Here is a 26,302-nt window from a genome sequence, read left to right as displayed (position 1 = left end):
GGCGGCTACCAACGCACGTTCTCTGTGCGACTCTTTCCCCCGACGGGTGGCCCGTCGCTCACGATGCGCCCGCTGGACAGCTCGATGACGCGGTCGCCCACCTTCGAGATCTCGCGGTTGTGGGTCACCACGAGCACCGTCTTGCCGGACTCGGCCTGCTGCTGGAGCAGCTCCAGGATCTGCACGCCCGTACGGAAGTCGAGCTCGCCGGTCGGCTCGTCGGCGAGGAGGATCGGGTTGTCGGTGGCGAGCGCCCGGGCGATCGCGACGCGTTGCTGCTCCCCGCCCGAGAGCTGGTGCGGGAAGTGGTCCGTCCGGTCGGCGAGGCCGACCCGTTCGAGCATCTCCTGGGCCACCTCCATGGCGCCGGGACGGCCGGCGACGTCGGCACCGAACTGGACGTTCTCCGCCGCGGTCAGCCCTGGAAACAGATTGAAGGTCTGGAAGACGAAGCTCACGGTCTGCCGCCGCAGAGCGAACCGGTCACGCCGCGACGCGCCGGACACGTCCCGGCCGTTGAGGGCGACCCTGCCCTCGGTGGGACTGTCGAGAAGCCCGATCATGTTCAGCAACGTCGTCTTGCCGCTCCCCGATGGCCCGAGGACCACCACGAACGCATTCTCGTCGACGTGGAGGTTCACCCCGGAGAGGGCGGTGACCGTCGACTCGCCGACGACGTACCGCTTCGCGAGGTCGTCGAGATCGATGCGGGTGCCCACCGACGAGTCGGGTGACGACAAACGGAGGTGTGCGGGGAGGCTCTGGCTCACCCACCCAGGCTTTCCGGACGCTCTGGCATCCGGGAGAGCCGAAAGCCCCCGAGGTCGGGACCACCGTCCAGGACGTGGGGAGAACGGCTCGGTTCATCTCTGCTCGCGCCAGACCAGACCGAGCAGGCCGTCGGGCGGTACGTCGCCGAGGATCTGCAGCCTCACGGTGTGCACCTTCCCCGCGGCCAGGACGAGGCCCGGCCCTCCCTCGCCGAGCGGCAGACTGGTCTCCAGGCGTCCGTCGACGTACACCTGTACGTTCGGGCCGGCCGATCCGGAGGTGTACCAATCGACCTCCACAGGGATGTCGCCGGCCCGGTACGTCGAGAAGAGCTCCCGTGACCCCGGGGCGGACTCGTCGTGACGGACCATGCGGAACTCGCTCCCGCCGTCCATCTCGAGCTCCTGCACCTGGTGGCCGGCGACCGTGGCCGCGGGTTCGGGGATGCGGTAGACGGCGGCACCGATCTGCCCGTCAGCGGGCGCTGCCTTCTCACCACCGGATCCCTTGGTGAGCCAGATCCGGAGCGTGTGCTCGCCCTCCGGCGGATACTCCGGCCCGAACTGGTAGGCGATCCAGCGGCCCGAGAGCAGCTCGACGTCGCACGGCAGCTCTTCCGGCTCTCCGTCGTCCATCGCGACGTGCAGGTTGTACCCGCTACCCACGCCCTCGCAGACGGCCCGCCACTCGGTGTTGCGGGAGGCCTCGGCGGTGAACACGATCTCGCTCCGTCCGGTGGCGACCTCGGCGTCGATCAGTGTGCGACCGGCGAACGCCTCGACGAACAGGGCGTTCGTCGGGCCGGGCGGAGTCACGACCGGCGCGGTGCGGTCGAACGGGTTCACTCCCAAAGCGGCCAACCCGGCCGTCGACAGCACGATCGTCACCACGGCCGCCGCGACCAGCGCACGGCGGACCCGGACCCTGGCCGCACGTCGCCGGACCGCCGCGCCCCGGCCGACGACCTCGGTGTCCTGGACGGCATCGGCATGCGCGCGCAACGTGTCCTGAAGCTGCTGGATGCTCATCGCGCCGCCTCCCCCTGAATCTCCTGGACCGATGCGTCATCGAGGCGCAGCTTGGCCAGTGCCTTCACCCGCTGGCGCTTCACGGTGCTGACCGAGCAGCCGAGCAACCGAGCCGTCTCCTCCTCGCTGAGGTCCTCGACGTACCGCAGCACGATCACCGCCCGCTGCCTCCTCGGCAGCCTGCCCAACGCCGTCCACAGGTCATGGGTCACCGCATGGTCCTCGTCGCTCCACCTGCGCCACCAGGTCACGTAGGTGTTGACCAGGATCTTGCTCACGTACGCCGCCGGGTCACCGTCGATCCGCGACCAGGACAGCCACGCCTTCACCAGCGCCGTCTGCAAGAGATCCTCGGCGCGCCCCCGGTCGCGGGTCAGCAGGTAGGCGGTCCGCAGCAACCGCGTGGAGCAGGCCTCGACGAAGTCGTCGAACTCCCGCGCAGCTCCCGCTCCGCTCCACTTGCCCGAGACCTGGGTCGCGTCCACATCCCCTCCCCGCTCGTCGCCTCCGACGAGGCGCCCGTATCAAGGACGACCAGTTCGACCCCGGGAAAGGTTGTCCCCTCCGAGAGTAGGACGTCGGGAGTCAGGCCGCGAGGGTGTGATCGAGGAGTACGTTGCGCAGCGTGAATTCTGCTCGGGACAGGGGTGGTGGGTCCGGCTGCCAGGTGTCGGGTGGTGGGCTGGTGTAGGTGTGGCCGGTGGGTGTGATGGTGGTGATGCTGCCGTCGGGTCCGGGTCTGGTCTGCCATCCGAGGGCTTCTTTGGCTTGGTTGCATCGTTCGCAGAGCCCTTGGAGGTTCTCGGCGTTGGTTTGGCCGCCGTCGGTGTGGCGTTGGATGTGGTCGATGTTGCGGATCGGGGCGTCACAGCCGACGGTCCTGCAGATCCCACCGTCGCGGGTGGTGATGAACTCCGCGAGTCCGTCGGGGGCTTTGCGGGAGCGTGATTCCATCGCGACGAGTTGGCCGGCGGGGTCGGTGAAGAGGCGGCGGATGAAGACGTCGGCGTCGGCCATGGCCTCGCGGGCCCAGGTGGCGGGGACGGGTCCGTAGCCCTCGACCATGGCGGGCTGGTCGGCGTTGTTGGTGAGGGTGTCGGCGGTCATGACGATCTTGACCTCGATCCGGCGCTTGGCCTCGGCGGTGCTGCGGCCGGTGACGCGGTCGACGAGGTGTCGGCCATGACCTGACCCCGGCTGCGTTGATCTCCGGCGACGCGGGCGGCGTTGGCGGCCTGGTCCAATGCTGCGAAGACCGCGACGCCGTCCTTGACCGGGAGCAGGGCGCCGAGCCAGGTCATCGTGTCCGGTGCCGGCCGCAGACTGACTCGCCGGTCTTTCGCGGCGTTGGCGGCGCGGGCGACGACGGAGGCCTGGTCGAGGGTGATGGCGAGTTTCTTGGCGGCGTTCTCGAGCTGGCGTAGTCCCATCGCGACCGCCCGGGCAGGTTTACCGTCTGGCCCGGTGGCGCAGAGTTCGTGGTCGATGACCCGCCTGTCCTCCAACGACAGGCACGCGGTCTCGCGGGCCAGGATGGTGGCCTGCCACTGCGAGAACAACCCGGCCTTCATCAACGCGAAGGTGTGCGGCATCTCGGCCAGAAGGATCTTCGCCAGTCCGAGCAACTTCACACCTCGAGCCGGAGAGACCCGCCGGGCGAGCGCGACCTGAGAGGCGACCCCTTCGCCCAGCTTGCGGGCAGGAACCCCCGCGGCTGATTGCCGTGCGCGGGCGGCTTCCTCGAGACGTACCGCTGCTTCTGCCTGCACCGCCTCCGCGCGACACTTCACCGCTTCGAGGCGAGAGATCCAGTCGACCAGCTCACCCTCGGACGCACCCAGAGGTGGTCCGTCGAGGAGGCGGTCGATGGTCTCGTACATAGTGATTATTATATGCGATCGAACACCATCGCGCTACCTGTTTTTGCTGGTCAGCAGCCAGTTAAGCAGTCAGCGAACAAGACGCGTGAGTGCTGCGCCACACCCTCGCCGCCGCCCCGATATAGGCGAAATCTTTCTCGATCGGGTGCCGGGTCAAGGATGGCCGAAGGCCACCGCGAAGCGGCGGGCGAAGCCCGTCCTTGACGCGGTGCCCGATCGAGAAACAATCAAAGCAAGGGTCGGCGGCGAACCCTGAAACGAAGAAACAGTACCTAAGCGAGGTTTCCTCAAGGGTGGTCTCGACAAGCAGCGAAGCTACTTCTTGTCGCCGGAAGTCTGAGTAGTGGAGAGCGCAGCGACGAAGGCCTCCTGAGGGACCTCGACGCGACCGACCATCTTCATCCGCTTCTTGCCCTCCTTCTGCTTCTCGAGCAGCTTGCGCTTACGCGAGATGTCACCGCCGTAGCACTTGGCGAGGACGTCCTTGCGGATGGCGCGGATGTTCTCACGAGCGATGACACGGGCGCCGATGGCGGCCTGGATGGGCACCTCGAACTGCTGCCGAGGGATGAGCTCCTTGAGCTTGCCGGCCATCATGACGCCGTAGTTGTAGGCGGCGTCGCGGTGGACGATGGCGGAGAAGGCGTCGACGGGCTCGCCCTGGAGCAGGATGTCGACCTTGACCAGGTCGGCGGCCTGGTCGCCGGAGAACTCGTAGTTGAGCGAGGCGTACCCCTTGGTCTTCGACTTCAGCTGGTCGAAGAAGTCGAAGGCGATCTCGCCCATCGGCAGGACGTAGCGCATCTCGACGCGGTCCTCGGAGAGGTAGTCCATCCCCTGCAGGGTGCCGCGCTTGTTCTGGCACAGCTCCATGATCGTGCCGATGTAGTCGGACGGCGCCAGGATGGTGGCGTTGACGACAGGCTCGCGGACCTCGTTGATCTTGCCCTCGGGGAACTCCGAGGGGTTGGTCACGATGTGCTCGGTGCCGTCCTCCATGACCACGTCGTAGACCACGTTGGGGGCGGTCGAGATCAGGTCGAGGTTGAACTCGCGCTCGAGCCGGTCGCGAGTGATCTCCATGTGGAGCAGGCCGAGGAAGCCGCAGCGGAAGCCGAAGCCGAGAGCGCCGGAGGTCTCCGGCTCGTACGTCAGCGCAGCATCGTTGAGCTGGAGCTTGTCGAGCGCCTCGCGGAGGTCCGGGTACTGGTCGCCGTCGATCGGGTAGAGCCCGGCGAACACCATCGGGTTGGGGTGGGAGTAGCCACCGAGCATCTCCTCGGCGGGCCGGCCGTTGTTGGTGACGGTGTCACCGACGCGCGACTGGCGCACGTCCTTCACGCCGGTGATCAGGTAGCCGGTCTCGCCCACGCCGATGTGGTCGGCTTTCACCGGCTCCGGGGAGATGACGCCGAGCTCGAGCATCTCGTGGACGGCGCCGGTCGACATCATCTTGATCTTGTCGCGGTGCTTCAGCGAGCCGTCGAAGACCCGGACGTAGGTCACGACTCCGCGGTAGGTGTCGTAGACCGAGTCGAAGATCAGTGCCCGCGCGGGTGCGTCCGGGTCGCCCACCGGCGGAGGGGTCTCGGAGACGATGTGGTTGAGCAGGTCCTCGACGCCGACGCCGGTCTTGGCGCTCACCTGGAGCACCTCCTCCGGCTCGCAGCCCACCAGGTTGGCCAGCTCCAGGGCGTACTTCTCGACGTTCGCCGAGGGCAGGTCGATCTTGTTGAGGACCGGGATGATGTGCAGATCGGCACCCATCGCCAGGTAGAGGTTCGCCAGGGTCTGCGCCTCGATGCCCTGGGCCGCGTCGACGAGCAGGATCGCTGCCTCGCAGGCCTGCAGGGACCGGGAGACCTCGTAGGTGAAGTCGACGTGGCCGGGGGTGTCGATCATGTTGAGGACGTACGTCTCGCCCTCGTTCTCACCCTCGGTGACCGTCCACGGCATCCGCACGGCCTGGGACTTGATCGTGATCCCGCGCTCGCGCTCGATGTCCATGCGGTCGAGGTACTGCGCCCGCGCGGCGCGCTCGTCGACCACACCGGTCAGCTGCAGCATCCGGTCGGCCAACGTCGACTTGCCGTGGTCGATGTGGGCGATGATGCAGAAGTTGCGGATGATCGCCGGGGGCGTGGAGCCGGGCTTCGGGGCAGCACTCATGATGGGGGCCATCCTCCCACGCTCAGTGCTGATGGAACCAAAGCGGCAGCTGCACCGACTCGCCCGGGCAGGTCACGTTGCGGTCGCGACCGTCCTCGAGCCACTGCACCATCACCGCGGCACCACCCTGGAACATCCACTCGCCGTCGCAGCGCTCGAGCGCCGCGGCCCGCGACGTCTCGCCCGCCGGGCGCCATTCGGGCAGCTGCAGCTGGAGGTCTCCGACGATCGGTGTCCACAGCCCCTCGATCGAGTAGACCCCGACCCGCTTCCCGGCGTCTCGGTAGCCGGCCACGGCACCCTGGACGACGGCCTGGTTGGCCGCGACGTCATCGGACCACTCCCACACCGCGACCGGCTCGACGTCGAGCCACACCGAGGGAGACTCCAGCCCGGCACGCTTCATCTGGTCGAGGTTCCACCGAGCCTGCTGGTAGCCCACGTTCGTCAGCCGGCCGATCTTCGTCTCCGGGTCACCAGGGCCCTCCTCGCCCCGCTCGCGGAGGGTGTCGGCGGTGGGATAGGAGACGACCGCGTAGGCCGAGGTCATCACCTTGTTCGTCTTGGCCCACTCGGCCTGCGAGGCCAGGCACGGGTTGGGGGTGAACGCCGGGCCGTTGGTGAGCCCGATGATCACGTACTCCGCCGACTCGAGCGGCATCGGCAGGCCCAGCGTCCGGCGCTCCTTGATGCCCATCCCCTCGGGACACTGCGGCCAGCTCAGATCACCGCCCTCGACGATCCCGCGGTCCTGAGCGGGTGCGACGGACGGGATGTCGAGCGACTCCGGCGCGCGCGGCGCCGGGCTGGCCGGCGTCTCGGTCTCAGGCTCCGCGGGGGCCGATGGCGAAGCCGACTCCGCCTCGGCCCGCGGCTCGGCGGCGCAGCCGAACAACGCCGGCGCCACCAGGAGCAGCAGCGCGGCAGCGTACGTCTTCTTCCATGCCCACATCACCGCAGATGATGCCAGCCGTATCCCAACGAGGCACCCCTGATGGGCGTACGTGTTCACCGACATGACCCGCGGAACTCACCGGCAGTTCCGCGGGCATCGGCAGGTTTGGCTCATGACCCCACTCAACCGCCGCTCCGTCCTCGGCCTCGGTGCCGCCGCCGGTGCCGGACTCGTCGTCCCCACGACCGCCGCAGCCGCGCACGCCGCCCGCGCCGTCCCCACCTCCGCACCCGCCTTCGGCGCCGCCAATTTCGTACGCGGCAACCGCCCGAACCTCACCCACGGCGTCCAGTCGGGCGACGTCGGTGCCCGGGGCGGGGTGCTGTGGAGCCGCGCGGACAAGACCTCGCGCCTGGTCGCGGAGATCTCGACCGACGAGTCGTTCCGCCGGGCGCGCCCGGTCGGCGGTCCCGTGGTGACCGCGAAGAGCGACTTCACCGGCGAACTGAAGGTCGACGGCCTGGAGGCGGGGCGCGACTACTTCTACCGGGTCCGCGCCGTCGACCCCGACGACCCGCGGCGCGGCAGCGCCTGGGAGATCGGCCGGCTGCGTACGGCACCGAGCAAGCGCCAGGACATCCGGTTCCTGTGGTCCGGCGACATCGCCGGCCAGGGCTGGGGAGCCAACCCCGACTTCGGCGGCTTCCGGATCGCCCCGGCGATGGCGGCGCGCGAGGCCGACTTCTTCCTGAGCTCGGGCGACAACGTCTACGCCGACGGCCCGCTCACCTCGACCGTGACCCTCCCCGACGGGCGGGTCTGGAACAACATCGTCACCGAGGAGAAGCAGAAGGTCGCCGAGACGCTGGCCGAGTTCCGCGGTCAGTACGCCTACAACCTGCTGGCCGACAACTGGCGCGCCTTCCTCGCCCGGACGCCGATCGTGGCGCAGTGGGACGACCACGAGGTCACCAACAACTGGTACCCGGGCGAGATCCTCCCCGACGACGGCCGCTACACCGAGCGTCGCGTGGACGTGCTGGCGGCCCGCGCGAAGCAGGCCTTCCACGAGTACATCCCGGTCGGCGACGCCTCCCCCGACCCGGACGGCCGGATCTACCGCAAGCTCTCCTACGGCCCGCTGATGGACCTCTTCGTCCTCGACATGCGCACCCACAAGGACGCCAACACGACCAACGCGGAGCCGACCGCCGACGGTGGCGTGCTCGGCGAGCGCCAGACCGCATGGCTGCTGCGCGAGCTGGCCGCCTCCCGCGCCACCTGGAAGGTCATCGCCGCCGACCTGCCGATCGGCCTGGTCGTCCCCGACGGCCCGCTGCAGGAGGGCATCTCCCAGGGCGACGGCGGTGCCCCGCTGGGGCGCGAGCTCGACATCGCGAAGGTGCTCACCGGGCTCAAGCGCCTCGGCATCCGCAACCACGTCTGGCTGACCGCCGACGTCCACTACACGGCCGCGCACTCCTACCACCCCGACCGTGCCGCCTACCAGGACTTCGACCCGTTCTGGGAGTTCGTCTCCGGCCCGCTCAACGCCGGCGCCTTCGGCCCCAACAAGCTGGATCCGACCTTCGGTCCGGCCGCCGAGTTCGTGGCCGCTCCCCCGGCCGCCAACACCTCACCCGCCGACGGCTTCCAGTTCTTCGGCGAGGTCGAGATCGACGGACGTACGCAGCAGCTCACCGTCACCCTCCGCGACGTCGACGGCGGTGCTCTTTTTACGAAGACGCTGGACCCGAGTTTCCGTTAGTGTCTGCGGGCCAGGGCGTGTCTGTTGTGAAGACACGCCCTGGCCGTCTCCCGTTCGGGCCCAGGAGGACCAGCAGACCATGAGCGAAATTCATGTCGTCCCCAAGGACATGAAGACATCCATCGGCATCGCCACCGACGCCGAGAGCGCCGTACGCAAAGCCGACTCCGCCGGCTATCTGAGCAAGGCTGGCGCAGCGGTTCCCGGGGCGGAGTCGGTCGGCTACATGTCCGAGCTCGGCACCCGCTGGACCGACGAGACCAAGGCCGCGGCGGACAGCTCCCAGAAGCTCGCCGTCGAGATGCAGAAGGCGCTCAACGAGTTCGAGGCCGCCGACAAGGCCGCCGGTGAGAAGGGCGGAAAGGTCATGGGCCCGAACTGATGGCGATCACGTTCGGCCAGGTCAAGACCTGGAAGGCGGCGCCCCTGGGCGACGCCGGCGACGGGCTCAAGGCAGACCTCCGCAAGCTGGAGACCAGCCGCGACGAGCTCGAGGCCAACGGCGTACCCAAGTCCTGGACCGGCACCGCCGCCGACGCGGCGCGCGGCCACCGTGACACGATCGTGGCCCAGCTGAGCACCCACATCACCGGCAAGCAGCAGATGCAGAAGGCGCTCTACGCCGCCGAGCCCGAGGTCGAGGCCATCGAGCGTCTCGTGCAGGGGATCCTGGACCGGGCCAAGACGAACGAGTTCACCGTCGGCGACGACGGCTCGGTGACCAGCACCGCCACGCCGCCCACCTTCAAGAGCCGGTTCGAGGCCGAGGAGTGGGGCAACAGCCGCCAGAACATCGCCCAGGAGCTCGCCGACGACATCACCGACGCCCTCGCCAAGGCAGCCGGCGTGGACCAGCTCCTCATCGACGGCATCCCGACCGGCACCGACCAAGGTCTCGACCAGACCCGCGACCAGCGCGGGATGGCTTCCCCCGAGACCGCCGAGCGGTGGGCCCAGCTCACCGATGACGAGAAGCGGGCGATCATCGACCAGAAGATCAAGGAGCTGGCCGACGAGTACGGGCTCGAGGTCGACGACATCATCTGGGACGGCTCGCTCGGCAGCACCAACGGCTCCTGGAGCGAGGGTGAGCGCACCGTACGCCTCAACCCGAACAACCTCGACAACCCCGACATCCTGCACACCGTGGCCCACGAGCTGCGCCACGCGCGCCAGCACGAGGCGATCAGGGACAACAACGACTTCCAGTTCTGGTGGGAGGACGACCCCTTCGCCATGCATGAGGAGGACGGCATCACCGAGGAGCAGGCCGAGGAGTGGGAGGACAACTTCGACGACTACAAGCCCTCCGACCAGGACTTCGATGCCTACTACAACCAGCCCGTCGAGGCCGATGCGCGCAAGTCCGGCCGCGAATATCTCGACAACCTGACGCCCGCTGAGCTCGACCGCCTCCTGAAGGAGTCGAAATGACGACGTACGCCGATCTGGTCACCGCCTACCTCCACGACCCCGGCCCCGAGACGCTGGCGCCCCTGCGCCGCGCGGTCCGCAACTCCGCCAACTTCACCGTCGATCTCGACCTGGCCCCGATCGACAGGCTGCTCGCCGACGGCGCCTACGCCGAGGCGGCGACCGCGCTGCGCGCTCTGATGCCCGGGGCGATCTTCAGCCCCTCGGCCCATCTGCGCCTGGCGACCGCGCTGGAGCGCTCCGGCGAGGAACGCTCCGCCGCCCGCGAGCGGCAGGTGGCCAGCGCCGCCCTGCGGAGCATCCGGGCGAGCGGCGACGGTAGCGCGGAGCACCCCTGGACGGTGCTGCGGATCAACGACGAGTACGACCTGCTCCGCGCCCTCGGCAAGGTGCCCGGGCGCCAGGATCTCGTGGAGGCCGACGGACGGCGGATCGACCGCCATACCTGCACCGACGGGACCCTCGCCCACTTCGACGCGACCGCGCTCGTCTGATGGCGATCACGTTCGGCCAGGTCAAGACCTGGAAGGCGGCGCCCCTGGGCGACGCCGGCGACGGGCTCAAGGCAGACCTCCGCAAGCTGGAGACCAGCCGCGACGAGCTCGAGGCCAACGGCGTACCCAAGTCCTGGACCGGCACCGCCGCCGACGCCGCTCGTGGCCACCGCGACAGCCTCGTCAAGGATCTCACCAGCCACATCACCGGCAAGCAGGAGATGCAGAAGGCCCTCTACACCGCCGAGGGCGAGGTCGAGGTGATCGAGCGTCTCGTGCAGGGGATCCTGGACCGGGCCAAGACGAACGAGTTCACCGTCGGCGACGACGGCTCGGTGACCAGCACCGCCACCCCACCGACCTTCAAGAGCCGGTTCGAGGCCGAGGAGTGGGGCAACAGCCGCCAGAACATCGCCGAGGAGCTCGCCGACGAGATCGAGAAGGCGCTGGCCAAGGCGGTCGGTGTCGACGCGATCCTCGCCCGCGGCCTGCCGACCGGGATCGACGAGGAGGGCGACGAGTACGGCAACATCGACCCGGCGATCGCGGAGAAGTGGGAGACGCTCACGATCGAGGAGCGCAAGGCCGTCCTCGAGGAGATGACCAGGAAGATCGCCGAGGAGAGCGGCGTCGACATGCCCACCATCGACTGGTCGGATCTGGGCAACGACACCTGGGACGACGGCAGCATCACCTACGGCTACTGGAGCGACGAAGAGCCCACGATGGCGCTCAACCCCAACGTGCTCGACGATCCCGGCCAGCTGATCAACACCGTCGCCCACGAGGTCCGCCACGGTCGCCAGCACGAGGCCATCGACGACATGAACGACTGGCAGTTCTGGTGGGAGGACGACCCCTTCGACGAGCACAAGGCCGACGGGATCACCGAGCAGCAGGCCGAGGAGTGGGAGGACAACTTCGACGACTACAAGAGCACCGACAACGGCGCCACGTTCGACGAGTACTACAACCAGCCGGTCGAGGTCGACGCCCGCAACTCCGGCCGCGACTACCTGAACAACCTCACCGAGGAGGAGTTCAACCGGCTGCTGGAGGAGTCGCGATGACGACGTACGCCGACCTGGTCACCGCCTACCTCGACGCCCCCGGCCCCGAGACCCTCGGGCCGCTTCGGCGTGCCGTGCGCGGCGCCGCCGGCTTCACCCCCGACCTCGACCTCGACGACGTCGACCGGCTGCTCGCCGACGGCGCCTACGCCGAGGCGACGACCGCGCTGCAGCGGGTCATGCCGGGGGCGATCTTCAGCCCCTCGGCACATCTGCGGATGGCGACCGCGCTGGCGGGCTCCGGCGAGGAGCGGGCCGCTGCGCGGGAGCGGCAGATCGCCCGGGCGGCGCTGCGCAGCATCCGCTCCACCGGCGACGGCAGCGAGCAACATCCGTGGTCGGTGCTGCGTATCAACGACGAATACGACATGCTCCGAGCCCTCGACAAGGTCCGCGACCGCCAGGACCTCGTCGAGACCGGCGGCCGTCGACTCGACCGCCTCACCTGCACCGACGGCACCGTCGCCTACTTCGACGTGTCCTCGTTCGCCTGACAGACGCTCGCCTGACATCCTCGGGAAGGACCGATGAAACCCCGAACGTACGCCCTCAGTATCCCGCTCGTCGGCGGGCTCGCCGCCGCGCTCCTGGCCGGGTGCGCAAGCGACCCCGACCGGGACGGCTGCGACATCTCGGCACTGGGGACGGCCGGTGACTCGATCAGCCTGGCCGTCGGGGTGGTGCCCTCGCGGCTGGTGGCCGACTCGCTGACGGCCGGCGCCGACGGGACGTACGTCGTGGCCAGCTGCACCGACGGCACCTGTCGTTGGAACGCCGGCGGCGGTGCGTACGAACCGATCTCCGAGACCGGCTACGGCGCCATCAGCCCCGATCTCACGCTGGTGGCGCGGAAGATCGGCTGCTCGGACATCGCACTGGTCGAGGTGGACAGCGACGAGGAGGTCCAGCGGCTCGTGGGCCTGCCGAACCCGAAGGTCACCGACGCGAGCCCGGTCGGCGAGATCGCGTTCAGCCCCGACGGCGAGCTCGTGGCCGGTGCCGGGCTCGAGGGCGACCTGGTCGTCTGGTCGGTCGAGGACGGCGAGGAGGTGGCGAGCGCCGACCTCGAGAACGGGATCGGGTCGATCTCGTTCAACCCGGACGGCACGCTGGTGGCGGTCGCCTCCGGCGAGGGCGTCTCGATCCTCGAGGCCGACTCGGGCGACGAGGTGGACACCCTCGCGGCCGCGCGCGGTGCCGCCCCGGTCTGGAGCCCCGACGGGCGCTGGATCGCCGGGGTCACCACCGAGGGCTACCCCACGATCTGGGACGCCAGGACGTTCGAGGCCGTCGAGTCGCTTCCGGGTCAGTCGGCCACGGCCATCGCGTTCTCGCCCGACTCCCGCTCGCTGGCCGCCACCGCCGACCCCGGCGACGTCCGACTGATGCTGTGGGCACCAGTCGCTCTGGGCGGCTCGGGCGGGGCCCGCGAGGTCGCACAGGCACCGGCGATGACCTCGAGCGTGATCTTCAGTCCCGACGGGAAGACCCTCTACACCGCCTCGGCCGAGGAAGGCATCGCCGCCTGGGACGTCGCCACCGGGAAGCCCGCGGGGACGTTCGACCAGCCGCCGATGCCCGAGTAGCGCGCCGCTGGCGCATCCTGGTCGGCGTACACCAGGATGTCGGGGTGAGCGCGATCCCGACGAACATCCCGCACGGACAGACCGCCCGCCGGCTGGAGTGGACCCACCTTCCTCCGTTCCTGCGGTCATCGATCGAGAAGCGGCTCGGTGGTGGTCCGGTGGTCTCGGCGGAGTCGCACGGGGCGGGCTTCACCCCGGGGTTCGCCTCGGTACTGACCTGCCAAGACGGCTCCCAGCACTTCGTGAAGGCCGCCTCCGCGAAAGCACAGCGTGACTCCGCGGCGCTCCACCGCGAGGAGGCGGCGAAGCTGAAGAAGCTCGCCGGCTGGGTGCCGAGCCCGAAGCTGAGATGGTTCGACGACGGTGAGTGGGTGGTCCTGGCCTTCGAGTACGTCGAGTCGCGGCTGCCGTCGCGGCCGTGGACGTCCTCGGACCTGGAGGTCGTGTCGGGGGCGCTGGTGGAGACCGCCGCCGCGCTCACCCCGGCTCCGGGCATCGGCTGGCCGACGTTCGCTGAGGAGCACGCCGCCTACCCGGGCTTGTGGGACCGGGTCGCCGGCTACCCGCACGCCGACCGCGCGGCCTCGCTCGCGGCAGGCTTCGCCGCGCACACCGCCGGCGAGACGCTGGTCCACCTGGACGTACGCGACGACACCATCCTGATCCGCCCCGACGGTGGTGTGCTGCTGGTCGACTGGACCTGGCCGGTGCTCGGCGCCGACTGGATCGACTCGCTCCTGCTGCTGGTCGGACCGCGCGGCGACGGCCTCGACGCCGAGTCGTTCCTGGCCGCGCATCCCTTGCTGTCCAAGGCGGAACCGGAGGCCATCGACTCGGTCCTCGCGCTCTTCGCCGGCTACTTCCTGGCGGCCGCCGACCAGCCGGTGAAGACGACCTCGCCCCACCTCCGCAGGATGCAGCGGTGGCAGGGCGAGGTGTGTCTGGACTGGCTGAGCGAGCGCCGGGGGTGGGGTCAGGAGCCGGCGTAGAACGCGTCGATGCGCTCCTTCTCCCGCTCCTCGACGACGTTGCGCTTCACCTTGAGCGACGGGGTCAGCTCACCGCGCTCGACGGTCAGGTCGTGCTCGAGGATCTCCCACTTCTTGATGGTCTCCCAGCGGTTGAGGCCGGCGTTGAGCTCATCGACGTAGCCGCCGATCAGCTCACGCACCTGCGGCGAGGTGACGATCTCCTCGTAGGTCTTCCCCTCCAGCCCGTTGGCGGCACCCCAGGCGGTGATCGACTCGGGGTCGAGGGCGATCAGCGCGCTGACGAAGTTGCGGTTGGCACCGAAGACGAGGAACTGGCTGGTGTAGGGGCACAGCGCGGCGAACTTCGACTCGATCGCCGGCGGTGCGACGTACTTCCCGCCCGAGGTCTTGAACAGCTCCTTGATCCGGCCGGTGATGGTGATGTAGCCCTCCTCATCGATCGAGGCCTTGTCACCGGTGTGGTACCAGCCCTCGGCGTCGAGCGCCTTGGCGGTCTCCTCGGGCAGGTTGTGGTAGCCCGGCATCACGTGCGGGCCGCGGATGAGCAGCTCGTCGTTCTCGCCGATCTTCACCTCGCTGCCAGGGAACGCCTTGCCGACCGTGCCGAGCTTGTTCTCCTGCAGGGTGCCGACGGACGCACCCGCGGCGTTCTCGGTCGAGCCGTAGCCCTCCATGATGAGGATCCCCGCGGCCCGGAACCACTCGGCGATGTCGCGGTTGAGCGGCGCGGAGCCGGAGATGAAGAAACGTACGCGGCCACCGAAGCGGTCACGGACCTTGCTGAGCACGAGCTTGTCGAGCACGGCGTGCTTGAGCGCCATGCCGGCCGGCACGGACTTGCCCTCGCGCAGCAGTCGGTCGCGCGCGATGCCGTTGGCGAAGGCCGCGTCGAAGAGCTTCTTCTTCACGCCGCCGTCGTTCTCGACCATCATCGTGATCTTGGCGTGGACCTTCTCGAAGATGCGCGGGGCGGCGCCCATGAAGGTCGGCTTCACGATCGCCAGGTTGTCGACGATCTTGTCCATCCGGCCGTCGATCGCGGTCGGGAAGCCGCAGGCGATCTGGATCGAGAGCAGCACCTTGCCGAAGACGTGCGACATCGGCAGCCACAGGAACTGCAGGTCGTCGGGACCGAGGACGCCGCCCTGGACCCGGATGGCCTCGCCCTCGTAGACCCAAGCGCGGTGGAGCAGGCGGACGCCCTTCGGGCGGCCGGTGGTGCCGGAGGTGTAGACCAGGGTGGCCAGGTGGTCCGGGGTGATCTTGGCTGCGGTCTCCTCGATCACGTCCGGGTGGTCGGCGAGGTACTTGTCACCGATGGCCGCCAGGTCGTCCAGGCCGATGACCCGGTCGCCGTCGGTCTCGCCGTCGAAGGTGATGACCTTGACGATCTCGGGCAGGTCGGCGGCACGCTCGGCGATCTTGGCGAGCTGGCTGTCGTCCTCGGCGAAGACGAAGCGGCACTCGGCGTCGCCGAGGATGTAGGCGGTGTCGTCGACGTTGGTCGTCGGGTAGACCGTCGTGGTGGCGCCGCCGGCGAGCATCACCGCGAGGTCGGCGATGATCCACTCGTAACGGGTGGTCGAGGCGATGCCGACCCGCTGCTCGAGCTCGAGACCGAGCGACACGAGGCCCGCGGCGAGGCGGCTGGCCTGGTCGCTGGCCTCCTTCCAGGTCAGCGACTTCCACTCCTCCCCGCCTGCCTCGGTCGTCGAGCCGACCACGGGATAGCGGAACGCCTCCGCGTCAGGGGTCGCCTTGACGCGGTTGAGGAAATGAAGGGCGAAGTTCGCCGGCATCTCGTCGAGAAATGCAAGATCGATCGCGGACTGGGTCGGCATGATTCTCCTGGCCTGCAGTATTTGCGTGGGGGTGGCAATGGGCGGTGTGCACGAGAGGCGCCGCGCGGGGGACCTTAGACGCTCGAGTCGCGTCGCAACAGGGGCCCCGCTCGGAAATCTCGTGACCGAGATCACCACATCCTACCCCCGAGTAGCAACGGAGGGTACGGCGATTTGAGGCCACACGACGCGTGTCTGTAATCTTGACCGCAAGCGTGTTCGCGTAGGCCTCTCCCCTCTCACTTTCCCCGAGGGGCCGGATTGAGAGCTCGCACCACCACACGTCGAAGCACTGGAGATCATTTAACCCATGGCGAACATCAAGTCGCAGATCAAGCGCAACAAGCAGAACGAGAAGGCGCACGAGCGCAACAAGGCCGTCAAGAGCGAGCTCAAGACCGTCATCCGCAAGTTCCACGCCGCCGCCGCGGCCGGCGAGAAGGACGCTGCGGTCGAGACTGCCAAGGTCGCCACCAAGAAGCTCGACAAGGCCGTCTCCAAGGGCGTCATCCACAAGAACCAGGCCGCCAACCGCAAGTCGGCGATCGCCAAGAAGGCTGCCTCCCTCTGAGGTAAGCCACCCCGAAGCCCCCGTCCTGCGTGGCGGGGGCTTTCGCATTTGCCGAGACGTCTCCCGCGTCGGCCGAGTCGGCAGTCGTAGCGGCCGAGTCGGCAGTTGTGGCGGCCGAGTCGGCAGTTGTGGCGGCCGAGTCGGCAGTTGTGGCGGCCGAGTCGGCAGTTGTGGCGGACGAAACTCGAGTCTCGTCCGCCACAAGTGCAGTTTCGGCCCCCAGAAGTGCAGTCTCGGCGTGGTTGTGGTCAGCGCTGCCGGAGGGCAGCGATGGTGAGGACGAGGCGCTCGAGCGTGTACGCAGGGTCGCTGGCGGCGCCCTTGAGGTCGGCGTCGGCTCGGGCGACCGAGCGGAGCGCCTCGCCGATGGCCTCGCGTGACCAGCCGCGGGCGAGGCCGGCGACGGACTTCTGCTTCCAGGGCGGGGTGCCGCTGTCGCGGATGCCGGCGACGTGGTTGGCGACGGTGCGGAGCTGACCGGCCACGGCCGAGAGGACGTACACCGGGGAGGAGCCGGTGTCGAGGGCCCAGCGGATCTCCTCGAGAGCCTTGACCCGGTCGCCGGAGATGATCGCGTCGGCGATCACATAGTTCTTCACCTCGGCGCGGCCTCCGAAGTATTGCTTCACGTGCTCCAGCCCGAGTCGCTTCGCCTCGTTGTCGCCGGCGAGCTGGCTCGCCGCCGCTGCCAGGGCCCGGAGGTCCTGGCCGACCGCCTGGATCAGGAACTCGGCACCCTCCTCGTCGAGGGTCGCTCCGTGGAGTCGCATCTCGGCCTTCACGAAGCTGCCGAACTCACGCGCCTTCAGCTCGACGGACTTGTGCTCGGTCACCTTCGGGAGCTTGCGAAGCTTGGCGAGCGTGCCGCTGCCCTTCTGCCCTCCTCCATGGACCAGGACGAGCGCGACCTCCTCCGACGGCATACCGGCGTAGTCCACCAGACCTGCAACAGACTCGTCGGGCAGGTTCTCCAGATTGCGCACCACGACGCAGCGGATGCTCGAGAAGAGCGACGGGGCGCTCAGCTCACCGAGCGTGGCCAGAGTCAGATCGGCGGCGGTCGCCTCGGAGACCTCCGCCTCGGCGTCATAGCCCTTCACCGCGGCCTTCGCCGCCGCGACCGTACGCTCCCCGAGGAACTCCTCCTTGCCGGTCACCAGCGTCACCCGGCCCAGGACATCGGCGGCCGACAGGTTTCCGGTGGGGCTCGGGGCGGAGGCGGTGCGTGCCATGGTCAAACCCTCCCACACGGCACCGACACTCATCGTGTCACCACGGCGGCCTCCCCTCCCGACTCGACGACCGCGACCGAGCCGTCGCGGTCGGTGCGGTAGACCTCGGTGCCGCTCCCCTCGAGCCCGTGGACCGTGGCCGTGGCGGGGTGACCGTAGTCGTTGCCGGCACCGACCGAGGTGAGCGCCACGTGCGCCCGCAGCGTACGCAGCCAGTCGAGGTCCTGGTAGCGCGAGCCGTGGTGGGGCACCTTGAGCACGTCGATGTCGAGCTCGGCCAGATCGTCGGAGAGCTGGTCCTGCCCCTCCGGCTCGATGTCGCCGGTCAGCAACAGGCGCAGACCGTGGGACTCGACGAGGAGGACGACGCTCGCGTCGTTGGCGGTGGAGCCGTCCCCCGGACCACGGGTGTCAGAGTCGGCCATCGGCCAGAGCACCTGGATCCGCGCCTCACCGATGGTCACCGTGGCTCCGTAGGGAGCCGGGACCGGCACCACGCCGGCCGCGCCGGCGGTCTCGCCGAGGACCCGCACGCCCGCGGGCGGGTCCTGCAGGCGCGAGGTCCACAGCTCGCCGACCCGGCGTCCCGCGAAGACACCCTCGACGCCGTTGACGTGGTCGGCGTGGAAGTGGGTGATCACCGCGAGCGGGACGTCGACGACCTCGAGTCGGTCGAGGCAGTCGTCGACGAGGTCCGGGTCGGGGCCGGCATCGACGACGACCGCGCTCCCCGGCCCCGTACGCACCGCCAGCGCGTCTCCCTGCCCGACGTCGCACATCACCAAGACCCACCCCGCCGGTGGCCAGCCCGGGCTCGGCAGCCGCACCAGCGCGACGGCCAGCAGCACGAGACATCCGGCCACTCCGGTGACCGGATGCCGCAGGATTCGTGGCGCCAGGAAAGCGATCGCGGCGCAGACGACCACCAGCACAGCCAGGGCGAGCGGCCCGGTCGCCCAGCCGACCTCGGCACTCGGCAGCCCGGCGCCGAAGCGGGCGACGGCGATGATCCAGGCGACGCACCAGGTCGCGACCGTGCCCGCGACCATCCCGAGCGGATCCCACACCAGTCCGAGCACACCTCCCAGCAGGCCGAGCACCGTCGCGGGTGCGACCGCGGGCTCGACGAGCAGGTTGGCGAGCACCGCGACCAGGCTGACCTGGCCGGAGATGGCGGCCACCACCGGCGTGCACGCCAGCTGGGCCGCGGCCGGGACCGAGATCGCCTCCGCACACCACTGCGGCATCCACCGTCGCAGCGCATCACGCCATGGCGGACCGAAGAGCAGGATGCCGGCGGTGGCCAGCACCGAGAGGGTGAACCCGACCGACGTCGCCAGCCCCGGGTCGATCAGCAGGAGCCCGATCACCGCGGCACCGAGTCCGCGCAGCGCTCGTCGGCGTCCGTTGTGCGTCATCGCCAAAAGCCCGACCGCTCCCATCGCAGCGGCACGCACCACGCTCGGCTCGGTGCGCGCGAGCACGACGAAGCCGAGGATGCCGAGCACGCCGACGGCGTACAGACCTCTCCCCCGCACCCCCGCCCAGCGGGCGACGATCAGGAGGAACCCGACCACGAGGGTCAGGTTGGTGCCCGAGACCGCGAGCAGGTGGGTGAGTCCGGAGGTGCGGAAGTCATCGGCGAGATCGTCGGAGAGACCGGTGTCGTCACCGTCGACCAGGGCCGGGACCAGCGCGGCCTGGTCGGGCGGCCGATGTGCCACCGCGTCTCGGATCGAGCCACGCAACGCGTCAGAGGCCCGCCACCAGATCCCCGGCCCGGCGACGACCCGTGGTTGACCGGCGATGAGCAACGCGGACTCCTCGTGCGAGTCGCTCTTCCCGAGGCGTCCGGTAGTCGAGACCGTCGTCCCCAACGGGACATCGGCCCACTCTTCCTCACCGAGCAGCACCACCGGCGTACGCAGCCGGTAGACCACGCCGCGGCCCTTGATCTCCCGCACGCTGGCGCGCCGGAGCTGGTAGGTCGCATGCTGGCCGGCCACCTCCTTCGGGTCGCTGGTGACCGTGGCGACCACGCGCACCTGCGCCCTTCGCTCCGCCAGATCCGCGACCGGGTTGTCGCTGACCCGGGCGGCGTGCAGGCCGGCGATGATCGCGGTCCCGGCGATCATCAGAACCAGCGCCAGCACGGTCGGGCGGCGCGTGCGGATCGCCCATCCCCCGCCGATGCCGACGACGGCGGCGAGCAGCGCCAGCAGAACCGTGCCGGATCGTCCGCCGGCCACGGCGACCGGCCCGGCCAGTGCCCCCGCCCAGGCGCCGGCCCCGAGAAGTGGCAGTCGCAGATCGTTCACAACGTGACCAGCGGTTCCAAGGAGTCGAAGGTCTTCGGTCCGATCCCGTCGACCTCGAGCAGCTCGTCGACCGAGGTGAACGCGCCGTTGGTGGTCCGCCAGTCGATGATCGCCTGCGCAGTCACCGGCCCCACCCCTGGCAGGGTCTCCAGCTCCTCCATGGAGGCGGCGTTGAGACTCACCCCCGCCCCGGGCGGCGCCCCAGCCGCCGGACCACCGGAGCCGGGCACAGCAGCGCCCGCTCCCCCGACGGGCACCCCGACCACGATCTGCTGCCCGTCACTGAGCAGGGCCGCGAGATTCAGACCCGCGAGGTGTTTGTGGGACGCCCCACCGGCAGCCTCGACGGCATCCACCACCCGGGAGCCGACCGGCAGCACGACGATGCCGGGCTTGGGCACCTTGCCCTCCACGTCGACCGTCACCGTCCCTGCCGACGCCCCATCCGACGGCACCGCGGCGACACTCCCGGGCACAGCCGAGCCGGTCGGTAGCGGCACCAGCGGGGAGGCCGACGGCGACGCCCGGGAAGCCGGCACCATCTCGGGATCGGCGCGGATCATCCACCAGCAAGCCACCGCGAACCCGGCAACCAGCACCATCGAGACCACGACCAGATGCCACGGACCGAGGCTCACCCGCCCGCGCAACGGCTCCGGGAGCATCGCGTCGGGCGACATCATGATCTGGCGCCGAGACGCGTGACGTCCCGGGACCGGCACCAACGGATCGAGCTCCGCGGTGTCGGTGGCAGCCGGTCCGTCCCACCACGGCGGCCGCCAGTCGTCCTCGCCCTCGTCCGCCTCCCCCGGCGGGTCGAGCTCGGCACGCAGCTGCTCCAGCCGTCGGGCGACGGCGTCGGCATGATCGGTCGTCGGTCGGGTGCGCATGCGGCCGAAACTATGCGCCCGCGCCGACGGTTCCGAGCGCGATTTCAGCGCCTGTGGAGAACCCGGTCCTCAACCGTCCCTGTGGACAGCAATCGGCCCACAACAGCGCCGAGATTCAGAGCTGAGGCCCCACGACGACCGCCACACACCCCGGCCCCACGTGGGCCCCGAGCACCGCACCCAGCACCCCGACGCGTACGTCTCCGTCGATCTTGCCGTCCAGCTCGGCGCGCAGCCCCTCGGTCATCGCCGCTGCCCGGTCCGGGCTGCCCAGGTGGGCGACCACGACCTCGACGGCATCGGCGTCCTCGGCCGCCTCGATCCCGAGCGCCTGCAGCCGGGCGATCGCCCGCTCAGCCGTACGCACCCGCTCGTGCGGCACGACGCGCCCCTCCTCGATCGTGAGCAGCGGCTTGACGGCCAGCGCCGTCCCGAGCAGCGCCGCGGCAGCACCGATCCGCCCGCCACGGCGCAGGTACTCGAGCGTGTCCACGTAGAAGTAGGAACGCGTCGCCTCGACCCGCGACAGCGCGGCCTCGCGCGCCTCGGCAGCACTCCCACCACGACCCGCGACGGCCGCGGCCGCCATCACCGCGAACCCGACCCCAGGCCCGACCTGCCGCGTGTCCACGGTGATGACCGGCACCGGAGCCTCCCGGGCAGCGAGCATCGAGGACTCGCACGTCGCGCTCAGCTCGGCGGACAGGTGGATGGAGACGATCTCGTCGAATCCCTCGGCCGCGAGCTTCGCGTAGACCTCCCCCAGCAGCGCCGGCGAGGGTCGAGAGGTCGTCACCGTCCTGTGCGCCGCCAACGCCGCCAGCAGCGCCTCCGGCGACGTCTCCTCCACCCCGTCGTCGTACGACGTCCCATCCACGATCACCTGCAACGGCACCGATGTGATCAGCTCCGTGGCATCCCCGAGATCGGATGGAAGCATCGCGGTCGAGTCGGTCACGATCGCTACCCGGGCCATGCCCGCAGCCTATCGGGCTTCACCACGCGGCCAGAACCAAGCGTTTCGCCGCATGAACCGGTCGCGACCGACTTTCGCCTGACGTACGCATCCGCCCGCGAGAATCGCACCTACGGCCGTTGACCGGAAACCTGGCGTTACGCCGCTCGCAGTTGGGCGATCACCGGATCCCCGACGTCGAACTCACGGTCGTCGACGGAACTGATCGGACGTACGCCGATGCTCGCGTTGGTCGCGAACGCGGCACGCATCCCCCACAAGTCGTCTCTCCGGACCGGCCGGGCCACATGCGCCGCAGCCAGCGCCATCGTCACTCCTGGGAGTACGGCTGCGTCCGGTCAGACGACGCCACCATCCCCGTCTCAGACGACGATGTTGACCAGCTTGGGCGCGCGGACGATGACCTTGCGTACGGTCTGGCCCTCGATCGCGGCGGCGATCGACGGGTCGGCCAGCGCGGCGGCCTCCAGGTCGGCCTCGGAGATCGAGGGCGAGACCTCCAGGCGCGCACGCACCTTGCCCTTGATCTGCACGACGGCGGTCACGGATTCCTCCACGAGCAGGTGGGGCAGAGGCGTCGGCCACGCGACGCGCGCGACCGTCGGCTCGTGCCCCAGACGCTCCCACATCTCCTCGGCGGTGTAGGGCGCGACCAGCGAGAGCAGGATCGCGACCGTCTCCGCCGCCTCACGTACGGCAGGATCGGCAGGACCGACACCGGAGTCGATCGCCTTCCGGGTGGCGTTGACCAGCTCCATCATCCGAGCGACGACCACGTTGAACCGGTAGGACTCGATCAGCTGCTCAGCCTCGGCGACCGTCTTGTGGGTGACCCGGCGCAGCGCCACGTCCCCCTCGTCGAAGGACACACCCGGCTCCGAGGTGACATCGCCCGCCAGGCGCCAGGCCCGCTGCAGGAACTTCACCGAGCCGGCCGGAGAGACGTCGGCCCAGTCGATGTTGTCCTCCGGCGGGGACGCGAAGACCAGGGTCAGCCGGGTCGCGTCGACGCCGAACTCCTCCAGCACGTCGCTCAGGTTCACGCCGTTGCCCAGGGACTTCGACATCTTCTTGCCACCGTTGATGACCTTGCCCTGCGACAGGTAGGCCGAGAACGGCTCGTCCCAGTCGATCAGGCCGATGTCGCGCAGCGCCTTGGTGAAGAAGCGGGCGTACAGCAGGTGCAGCACCGCGTGCTCGTCGCCACCCAGGTAGAAGTCGACCGGTCCCCACTCGCGGGCGGCCTCGGAGGAGAACGCCTGGGTCTCGTCGGTCGGCGACAGGTAACGCAGGAAGTACCACGACGAGTCCACGAAGGTGTCCATCGTGTCCGAGTCACGCGTCGCGGGTCCGCCGCACTTCGGGCAGGAGACGTTGACCCACTCCGTGGCCGCGGCCAGCGGCGAGACGCCCTTCGGCTTCAGGTCGGCGCCCTTCAGCTCCGGCAGCTGCACCGGCAGGTCGGCCTCGGGCACCGGCACCTCGCCGTCGACCGGGCAGTGGATGATCGGGATCGGCGCGCCCCAGTAGCGCTGCCGCGACAGCAGCCAGTCGCGCAGCCGGTAGTTGATCGTGCCCTTGCCGTGGCCCTCGGACTCCAGCTTCTCGATGATCTTGTGGATGCCGCTCGCCTTGTCGGCGACGCCCTCCAGCTCGGGAGAGTTCACGTACGCACCGTCACCGGCGGTCGCGACGTACGTCTCCTCGGGGTTGTCCGCGCCCGGCACGTCCACGACGCGACGCACCGGCAGCGAGAACGCCTTGGCGAAGTCGAGGTCGCGCTGGTCGTGGGCCGGCACGGCCATCACCGCGCCGGTGCCGTAATCGGCCAGGACGTAGTCGGCGGCCCAGACCGGGATCTGCTCGCCGGTGACCGGGTTGGTGGCGGTGACTCCCAAGTCGACACCGGTCTTGGGACGATCGGTCGCCAGCCGGTCGATGTCGGAGGCCTTGCGTACGTCCTCCAGGTAGCTCTCCAGCGCAGCGGCCCGGTCCGGCGCCACGATCTCGGCGGCCAGGTCCGCGTCGGCGGCGACGACCATGAACGTCGCGCCGTACAGCGTGTCGGGACGGGTCGTGAAGACGGTGACCTTCTTGGTCCCGCCGTCGGACAGTGTGATGTCGAAGTCGACGTGCGCGCCCTCGGACCGGCCGATCCAGTTGCGCTGCATGTTGACGACCTTGCCGATCCAGGTGTCCTGCAGCTGGTCCAGGCCGTTGTACAGCTCCTCGGCGTAGGCAGTCGTGCGGAAGTACCACTGCGTCAGGTCACGCTTGGTGACCGTCGCCCCGCAGCGCTCGCACTCGCCGTTGACGACCTGCTCGTTGGCCAGCACCGTCTGGTCGTTGGGGCACCAGTTGACCGGGGACTTCTTGCGGTAGGCCAGGCCGGCCTCGTACAGCTTCAGGAAGATCCACTGCGTCCACTTGTAGTACTCCGGGTCGGAGGTGTGCAGCCGGCGCGACCAGTCGAAGGAGATGCCGTAGCGCTTGAACGACTCCGCCTGGGTCTCGATGTTGGCGTAGGTCCAGCCGGCGGGGTTCTCGTTGCGCTTGATCGCGGCGTTCTCGGCGGGCAGGCCGAAGGAGTCCCAGCCGATCGGGTTCAGGACGTCGAAGCCCTTCAGCCACCAGTAGCGTGCCAGCACGTCGTGCAGCGCGGTGACCTCGGCGTGGCCCATGTGCAGGTCGCCCGAGGGGTAGGGGAACATCGTGAGCGCGTAGCGCTTCTCGGCGCCCTCGCGCTGGCCCGCCTTGAACGGCTCCAGCTTCTCCCAGATGGGGCGCCACTTGTCCTGCAGCTCGGTGACGTCGTACGTCGCCTGCTCGGTCTGCTCCTGCGTCATTGGTCTTTCATCCTCGTCGAGATCGTGTCGAGACTGCTTCTGGAATGAAGAAACCCCTCACATGGAGGGGTAGCCGCGTGACCGGGGTGTGTCCCTCAGGGTCAGCGCGGCTGCCTAAGAAGCAGGACAGACATCTGCATGTGTCCAGGGTAGCCGACCGCCGCCGCCAGCGTCATTCGCAGCCCCGCCATACTCCCGCGCCCGTGGCCGACGGCAGGGTCGAAGGCCTCTAGAAAGACACTTTCGATACTCCATGAGTTCTGCCCTGCGGATCGACCGACAGAAAATAGGGCCGGAGGGGCCTTCACCTATTGCGACGGCCAGTTCGAGCGTGCCAAACTGGCGACGCTCCGCTGCTCGTGATGTCGGTCGTGAATGAGGACCCCCCCATCTCATCCAAGGAACGCTCCGAGCAGCGGAGTCCAAATCTTTTGGGCCCGGCGACGAAGTCGCGTACGTGCAGCAGCACCCCGGCTACGGCACTCGAGCGATCCACTCCCTCGTGTCGTGCTTGCTCTCGACCAGCGCTGCCGCCTCGTCGATCGTGCCCTGATCGAGCTCGACGTACGGCGCCCCGAAGCTCTGCCCGAACTCGGCCAGCAGCGCCTCGATGACCTTCTCCCGGCTCAGGCCGGTCTGGGACCGGATCGGGTCGACGCGCTTGGCCGCGCTCCTGGTGCCCTTGTCGGACATCTTCTCCCGGCCGATCCGGAGCACCTCGAGCATCTTGTCGGCGTCGATGTCGTAGGCCATCGTGACGTGGTGCAGGACGCCGCCGGGGATCCGCTTCTGCGCGGCGCCGGCGATCTTGCCGATCGGCGAGGCGATGTCGTTGAGTCCGGCGTAGGCGGCCTCGATGCCGACGCTGCGCAGGCCGCGCAGCACCCACTCGTCGAGGAAGGCGTAGGACTCCTGGAAGGACATGCCGGCCACGAGGGTGTCGGGCACGGTGAGGCTGTAGGTGATCGTGTTGCCCGGCTCGATGAACATCGCGCCGCCACCGGAGACGCGGCGTACGACCTCGATGCCGTGCCGCTCGGCGGCGGCCGCGTCGACCTCGTTGGAGAGCGACTGGTAGCTGCCGATCACGACCGCGCTGCTCGCCCAGTCCCAGAACCTCAGATTGGGCGCGCGGCGGCCCTCGGCGACCTGGCGGACGATGACCTCGTCGAGGGCCATCTGCATCGTCGGCGACAGCGGCCCGGTCTCGACGATCTCGAGGTCGAGGTCGTCCCAGGTCGTGGCCCGCCCCAGCGCGCGCAGCACCGTCAGGGCGATGTCACGGGTGCCGAAGCCGACCAGCTCGGCGTCACGGGCGGCGGCATCCAGAGAGGCCGTCAACTGGTCGAGGGACGCGTCGGCCGACTGCCCCTCCAGCGCCGTGTTCAGCCACCCCAGCGCCTCGTCGGGTTCCAGGAAGAAGTCGCCCGAGAGGACGACGTCGATGATCGTGTCGGCGGAGACCGTCGCGTCGACGACGACGAGCTTGCCGCCGCGTACCTTCCGCTCGCCATGCACTCGTTCACTCACAGTTCGTCAAC

At 69.3% G+C, this 26,302-nt stretch carries 24 protein-coding genes; 9 read left to right on the top strand and 15 right to left on the bottom strand.

Going from position 1 to position 26,302, the window contains the following annotated elements; translation table 11 throughout:
- Nucleotides 1–5: 5 nt before the first annotated feature.
- The 7 genes from ACFVDI_RS03830 to ACFVDI_RS03800 all read right to left on the bottom strand — a co-directional run bounded on the left by ACFVDI_RS03830 (nt 6) and on the right by ACFVDI_RS03800 (nt 6,800).
- The gene (locus ACFVDI_RS03830) at nt 6–770 is read right to left on the bottom strand and encodes an ABC transporter ATP-binding protein (protein ID WP_378900778.1); all 765 of its coding nucleotides are present in this window, start codon (nt 768–770) and stop codon (nt 6–8) included.
- Nucleotides 771–863: 93 nt separating this feature from the next.
- The gene (locus ACFVDI_RS03825) at nt 864–1,799 is read right to left on the bottom strand and encodes a hypothetical protein (RefSeq protein WP_378900775.1); all 936 of its coding nucleotides are present in this window, start codon (nt 1,797–1,799) and stop codon (nt 864–866) included.
- A complete protein-coding gene (locus tag ACFVDI_RS03820; protein ID WP_378900772.1) occupies nt 1,796–2,284 on the bottom strand; it encodes a SigE family RNA polymerase sigma factor in 489 nt (162 codons plus the stop codon). Before ACFVDI_RS03820 ends, ACFVDI_RS03825 begins: the two co-directional genes overlap by 4 nt.
- Before the next feature lie 100 nt (nt 2,285–2,384).
- A complete protein-coding gene (locus ACFVDI_RS03815) occupies nt 2,385–2,906 on the bottom strand; it encodes an HNH endonuclease (protein ID WP_378900769.1) in 522 nt (173 codons plus the stop codon).
- Nucleotides 2,903–3,679 (bottom strand): DUF222 domain-containing protein, encoded by a 777-nt coding sequence (locus ACFVDI_RS03810; RefSeq protein ID WP_378900766.1) that lies wholly within the window; start codon nt 3,677–3,679, stop codon nt 2,903–2,905. Before ACFVDI_RS03810 ends, ACFVDI_RS03815 begins: the two co-directional genes overlap by 4 nt.
- A gap of 315 nt (nt 3,680–3,994) precedes the next feature.
- Nucleotides 3,995–5,848 carry a translation elongation factor 4 gene (gene lepA / locus ACFVDI_RS03805; RefSeq protein ID WP_378900763.1) on the bottom strand — a complete coding sequence of 618 codons (1,854 nt, stop codon included), beginning with the start codon at nt 5,846–5,848 and terminating at the stop codon, nt 3,995–3,997.
- A 22-nt stretch (nt 5,849–5,870) separates the two neighbouring features.
- Nucleotides 5,871–6,800 (bottom strand): hypothetical protein, encoded by a 930-nt coding sequence (locus tag ACFVDI_RS03800; protein WP_378900760.1) that lies wholly within the window; start codon nt 6,798–6,800, stop codon nt 5,871–5,873.
- Nucleotides 6,801–6,915: 115 nt separating this feature from the next.
- On the opposite strand from ACFVDI_RS03800, the gene ACFVDI_RS03795 reads away from it, so the two are divergent.
- From ACFVDI_RS03795 to ACFVDI_RS03760, 8 genes are all read left to right on the top strand, one after another.
- Nucleotides 6,916–8,511, top strand: coding sequence for an alkaline phosphatase D family protein (locus tag ACFVDI_RS03795; protein WP_378900757.1), 1,596 nt, complete (start codon nt 6,916–6,918; stop codon nt 8,509–8,511).
- Between the two features lie 79 nt (nt 8,512–8,590).
- Nucleotides 8,591–8,893: a hypothetical protein gene (locus tag ACFVDI_RS03790; protein ID WP_378900754.1), complete on the top strand. Its 303-nt coding sequence runs from the start codon at nt 8,591–8,593 to the stop codon at nt 8,891–8,893.
- Nucleotides 8,893–9,945 (top strand): hypothetical protein, encoded by a 1,053-nt coding sequence (locus tag ACFVDI_RS03785; protein WP_378900751.1) that lies wholly within the window; start codon nt 8,893–8,895, stop codon nt 9,943–9,945. The genes ACFVDI_RS03790 and ACFVDI_RS03785 overlap by 1 nt, the downstream gene beginning before the upstream one ends.
- A complete protein-coding gene (locus ACFVDI_RS03780) occupies nt 9,942–10,439 on the top strand; it encodes a DUF4919 domain-containing protein (RefSeq protein WP_378900747.1) in 498 nt (165 codons plus the stop codon). The genes ACFVDI_RS03785 and ACFVDI_RS03780 overlap by 4 nt, the downstream gene beginning before the upstream one ends.
- Nucleotides 10,439–11,509 carry a hypothetical protein gene (locus tag ACFVDI_RS03775; protein ID WP_378900744.1) on the top strand — a complete coding sequence of 357 codons (1,071 nt, stop codon included), beginning with the start codon at nt 10,439–10,441 and terminating at the stop codon, nt 11,507–11,509. The genes ACFVDI_RS03780 and ACFVDI_RS03775 overlap by 1 nt, the downstream gene beginning before the upstream one ends.
- Nucleotides 11,506–12,003 carry a DUF4919 domain-containing protein gene (locus tag ACFVDI_RS03770; RefSeq protein WP_378900741.1) on the top strand — a complete coding sequence of 166 codons (498 nt, stop codon included), beginning with the start codon at nt 11,506–11,508 and terminating at the stop codon, nt 12,001–12,003. The genes ACFVDI_RS03775 and ACFVDI_RS03770 overlap by 4 nt, the downstream gene beginning before the upstream one ends.
- 33 nt (nt 12,004–12,036) lie before the next feature.
- The gene (locus ACFVDI_RS03765) at nt 12,037–13,095 is read left to right on the top strand and encodes a WD40 repeat domain-containing protein (RefSeq protein WP_378900738.1); all 1,059 of its coding nucleotides are present in this window, start codon (nt 12,037–12,039) and stop codon (nt 13,093–13,095) included.
- 44 nt (nt 13,096–13,139) lie between these two features.
- Entirely contained in the window at nt 13,140–14,084 is a 945-nt protein-coding gene (locus ACFVDI_RS03760; RefSeq protein ID WP_378900735.1) for a hypothetical protein, read from the top strand.
- Here ACFVDI_RS03760 and ACFVDI_RS03755 read toward each other — a convergent pair.
- Nucleotides 14,069–15,928 (bottom strand): AMP-dependent synthetase/ligase, encoded by a 1,860-nt coding sequence (locus tag ACFVDI_RS03755; RefSeq protein ID WP_378900732.1) that lies wholly within the window; start codon nt 15,926–15,928, stop codon nt 14,069–14,071. The genes ACFVDI_RS03760 and ACFVDI_RS03755 overlap by 16 nt on opposite strands.
- Nucleotides 15,929–16,238: 310 nt before the next feature.
- Here ACFVDI_RS03755 and rpsT point away from each other — a divergent pair, with 310 nt between their 5' ends.
- Nucleotides 16,239–16,499 (top strand): 30S ribosomal protein S20, encoded by a 261-nt coding sequence (gene rpsT, locus ACFVDI_RS03750; protein ID WP_378900729.1) that lies wholly within the window; start codon nt 16,239–16,241, stop codon nt 16,497–16,499.
- A gap of 248 nt (nt 16,500–16,747) precedes the next feature.
- Here rpsT and holA read toward each other — a convergent pair whose 3' ends face one another.
- From holA to ACFVDI_RS03715, 7 genes are all read right to left on the bottom strand, one after another.
- Nucleotides 16,748–17,731 (bottom strand): DNA polymerase III subunit delta, encoded by a 984-nt coding sequence (gene holA / locus ACFVDI_RS03745; protein WP_378900726.1) that lies wholly within the window; start codon nt 17,729–17,731, stop codon nt 16,748–16,750.
- Between the two features lie 29 nt (nt 17,732–17,760).
- On the bottom strand, nt 17,761–20,049 hold the full coding sequence (locus ACFVDI_RS03740; RefSeq protein ID WP_378900723.1) for a ComEC/Rec2 family competence protein: 2,289 nt from the start codon (nt 20,047–20,049) through the stop codon (nt 17,761–17,763).
- Nucleotides 20,046–20,939, bottom strand: a complete 894-nt coding sequence (locus ACFVDI_RS03735; protein WP_378900720.1) for a helix-hairpin-helix domain-containing protein — start codon at nt 20,937–20,939, stop codon at nt 20,046–20,048. Before ACFVDI_RS03735 ends, ACFVDI_RS03740 begins: the two co-directional genes overlap by 4 nt.
- Before the next feature lie 115 nt (nt 20,940–21,054).
- On the bottom strand, nt 21,055–21,915 hold the full coding sequence (locus ACFVDI_RS03730; RefSeq protein WP_378900717.1) for a DegV family protein: 861 nt from the start codon (nt 21,913–21,915) through the stop codon (nt 21,055–21,057).
- A gap of 137 nt (nt 21,916–22,052) precedes the next feature.
- On the bottom strand, nt 22,053–22,223 hold the full coding sequence (locus ACFVDI_RS03725) for a hypothetical protein (RefSeq protein ID WP_378900714.1): 171 nt from the start codon (nt 22,221–22,223) through the stop codon (nt 22,053–22,055).
- 54 nt (nt 22,224–22,277) lie between these two features.
- Entirely contained in the window at nt 22,278–24,761 is a 2,484-nt protein-coding gene (gene leuS / locus ACFVDI_RS03720; RefSeq protein ID WP_378900709.1) for a leucine--tRNA ligase, read from the bottom strand.
- Nucleotides 24,762–25,235: 474 nt separating this feature from the next.
- Nucleotides 25,236–26,291 carry a biotin/lipoate A/B protein ligase family protein gene (locus tag ACFVDI_RS03715; RefSeq protein WP_378900706.1) on the bottom strand — a complete coding sequence of 352 codons (1,056 nt, stop codon included), beginning with the start codon at nt 26,289–26,291 and terminating at the stop codon, nt 25,236–25,238.
- Nucleotides 26,292–26,302 lie beyond the last annotated feature (11 nt).

The organism is Nocardioides sp. NPDC057767 (genome assembly GCF_042798275.1).
Classification (GTDB): domain Bacteria; phylum Actinomycetota; class Actinomycetes; order Propionibacteriales; family Nocardioidaceae; genus Nocardioides.
This window is presented reverse-complemented; position numbering and strand designations above follow the sequence as displayed.

What these genes read in the sequence shown, in the direction of transcription:
- ACFVDI_RS03765 (WP_378900738.1), top strand. Translation starts at nt 12,037, where the DNA reads ATGAAACCCCGAACGTACGCCCTCAGTATCCCGCTCGTCGGCGGGCTC.
- ACFVDI_RS03795 (WP_378900757.1), top strand. Translation starts at nt 6,916, where the DNA reads ATGACCCCACTCAACCGCCGCTCCGTCCTCGGCCTCGGTGCCGCCGCC.
- ACFVDI_RS03810 (WP_378900766.1), bottom strand. Translation starts at nt 3,679, where the DNA reads ATGTACGAGACCATCGACCGCCTCCTCGACGGACCACCTCTGGGTGCG.
- ACFVDI_RS03800 (WP_378900760.1), bottom strand. Translation starts at nt 6,800, where the DNA reads ATGTGGGCATGGAAGAAGACGTACGCTGCCGCGCTGCTGCTCCTGGTG.
- lepA (WP_378900763.1), bottom strand. Translation starts at nt 5,848, where the DNA reads ATGAGTGCTGCCCCGAAGCCCGGCTCCACGCCCCCGGCGATCATCCGC.
- ACFVDI_RS03780 (WP_378900747.1), top strand. Translation starts at nt 9,942, where the DNA reads ATGACGACGTACGCCGATCTGGTCACCGCCTACCTCCACGACCCCGGC.
- ACFVDI_RS03775 (WP_378900744.1), top strand. Translation starts at nt 10,439, where the DNA reads ATGGCGATCACGTTCGGCCAGGTCAAGACCTGGAAGGCGGCGCCCCTG.
- ACFVDI_RS03725 (WP_378900714.1), bottom strand. Translation starts at nt 22,223, where the DNA reads ATGGCGCTGGCTGCGGCGCATGTGGCCCGGCCGGTCCGGAGAGACGAC.
- ACFVDI_RS03815 (WP_378900769.1), bottom strand. Translation starts at nt 2,906, where the DNA reads ATGACCGCCGACACCCTCACCAACAACGCCGACCAGCCCGCCATGGTC.
- ACFVDI_RS03770 (WP_378900741.1), top strand. Translation starts at nt 11,506, where the DNA reads ATGACGACGTACGCCGACCTGGTCACCGCCTACCTCGACGCCCCCGGC.
- ACFVDI_RS03735 (WP_378900720.1), bottom strand. Translation starts at nt 20,939, where the DNA reads ATGCGCACCCGACCGACGACCGATCATGCCGACGCCGTCGCCCGACGG.
- ACFVDI_RS03825 (WP_378900775.1), bottom strand. Translation starts at nt 1,799, where the DNA reads ATGAGCATCCAGCAGCTTCAGGACACGTTGCGCGCGCATGCCGATGCC.
- ACFVDI_RS03755 (WP_378900732.1), bottom strand. Translation starts at nt 15,928, where the DNA reads ATGCCGACCCAGTCCGCGATCGATCTTGCATTTCTCGACGAGATGCCG.
- ACFVDI_RS03790 (WP_378900754.1), top strand. Translation starts at nt 8,591, where the DNA reads ATGAGCGAAATTCATGTCGTCCCCAAGGACATGAAGACATCCATCGGC.
- rpsT (WP_378900729.1), top strand. Translation starts at nt 16,239, where the DNA reads ATGGCGAACATCAAGTCGCAGATCAAGCGCAACAAGCAGAACGAGAAG.
- holA (WP_378900726.1), bottom strand. Translation starts at nt 17,731, where the DNA reads ATGGCACGCACCGCCTCCGCCCCGAGCCCCACCGGAAACCTGTCGGCC.
- ACFVDI_RS03730 (WP_378900717.1), bottom strand. Translation starts at nt 21,915, where the DNA reads ATGGCCCGGGTAGCGATCGTGACCGACTCGACCGCGATGCTTCCATCC.
- leuS (WP_378900709.1), bottom strand. Translation starts at nt 24,761, where the DNA reads ATGACGCAGGAGCAGACCGAGCAGGCGACGTACGACGTCACCGAGCTG.
- ACFVDI_RS03785 (WP_378900751.1), top strand. Translation starts at nt 8,893, where the DNA reads ATGGCGATCACGTTCGGCCAGGTCAAGACCTGGAAGGCGGCGCCCCTG.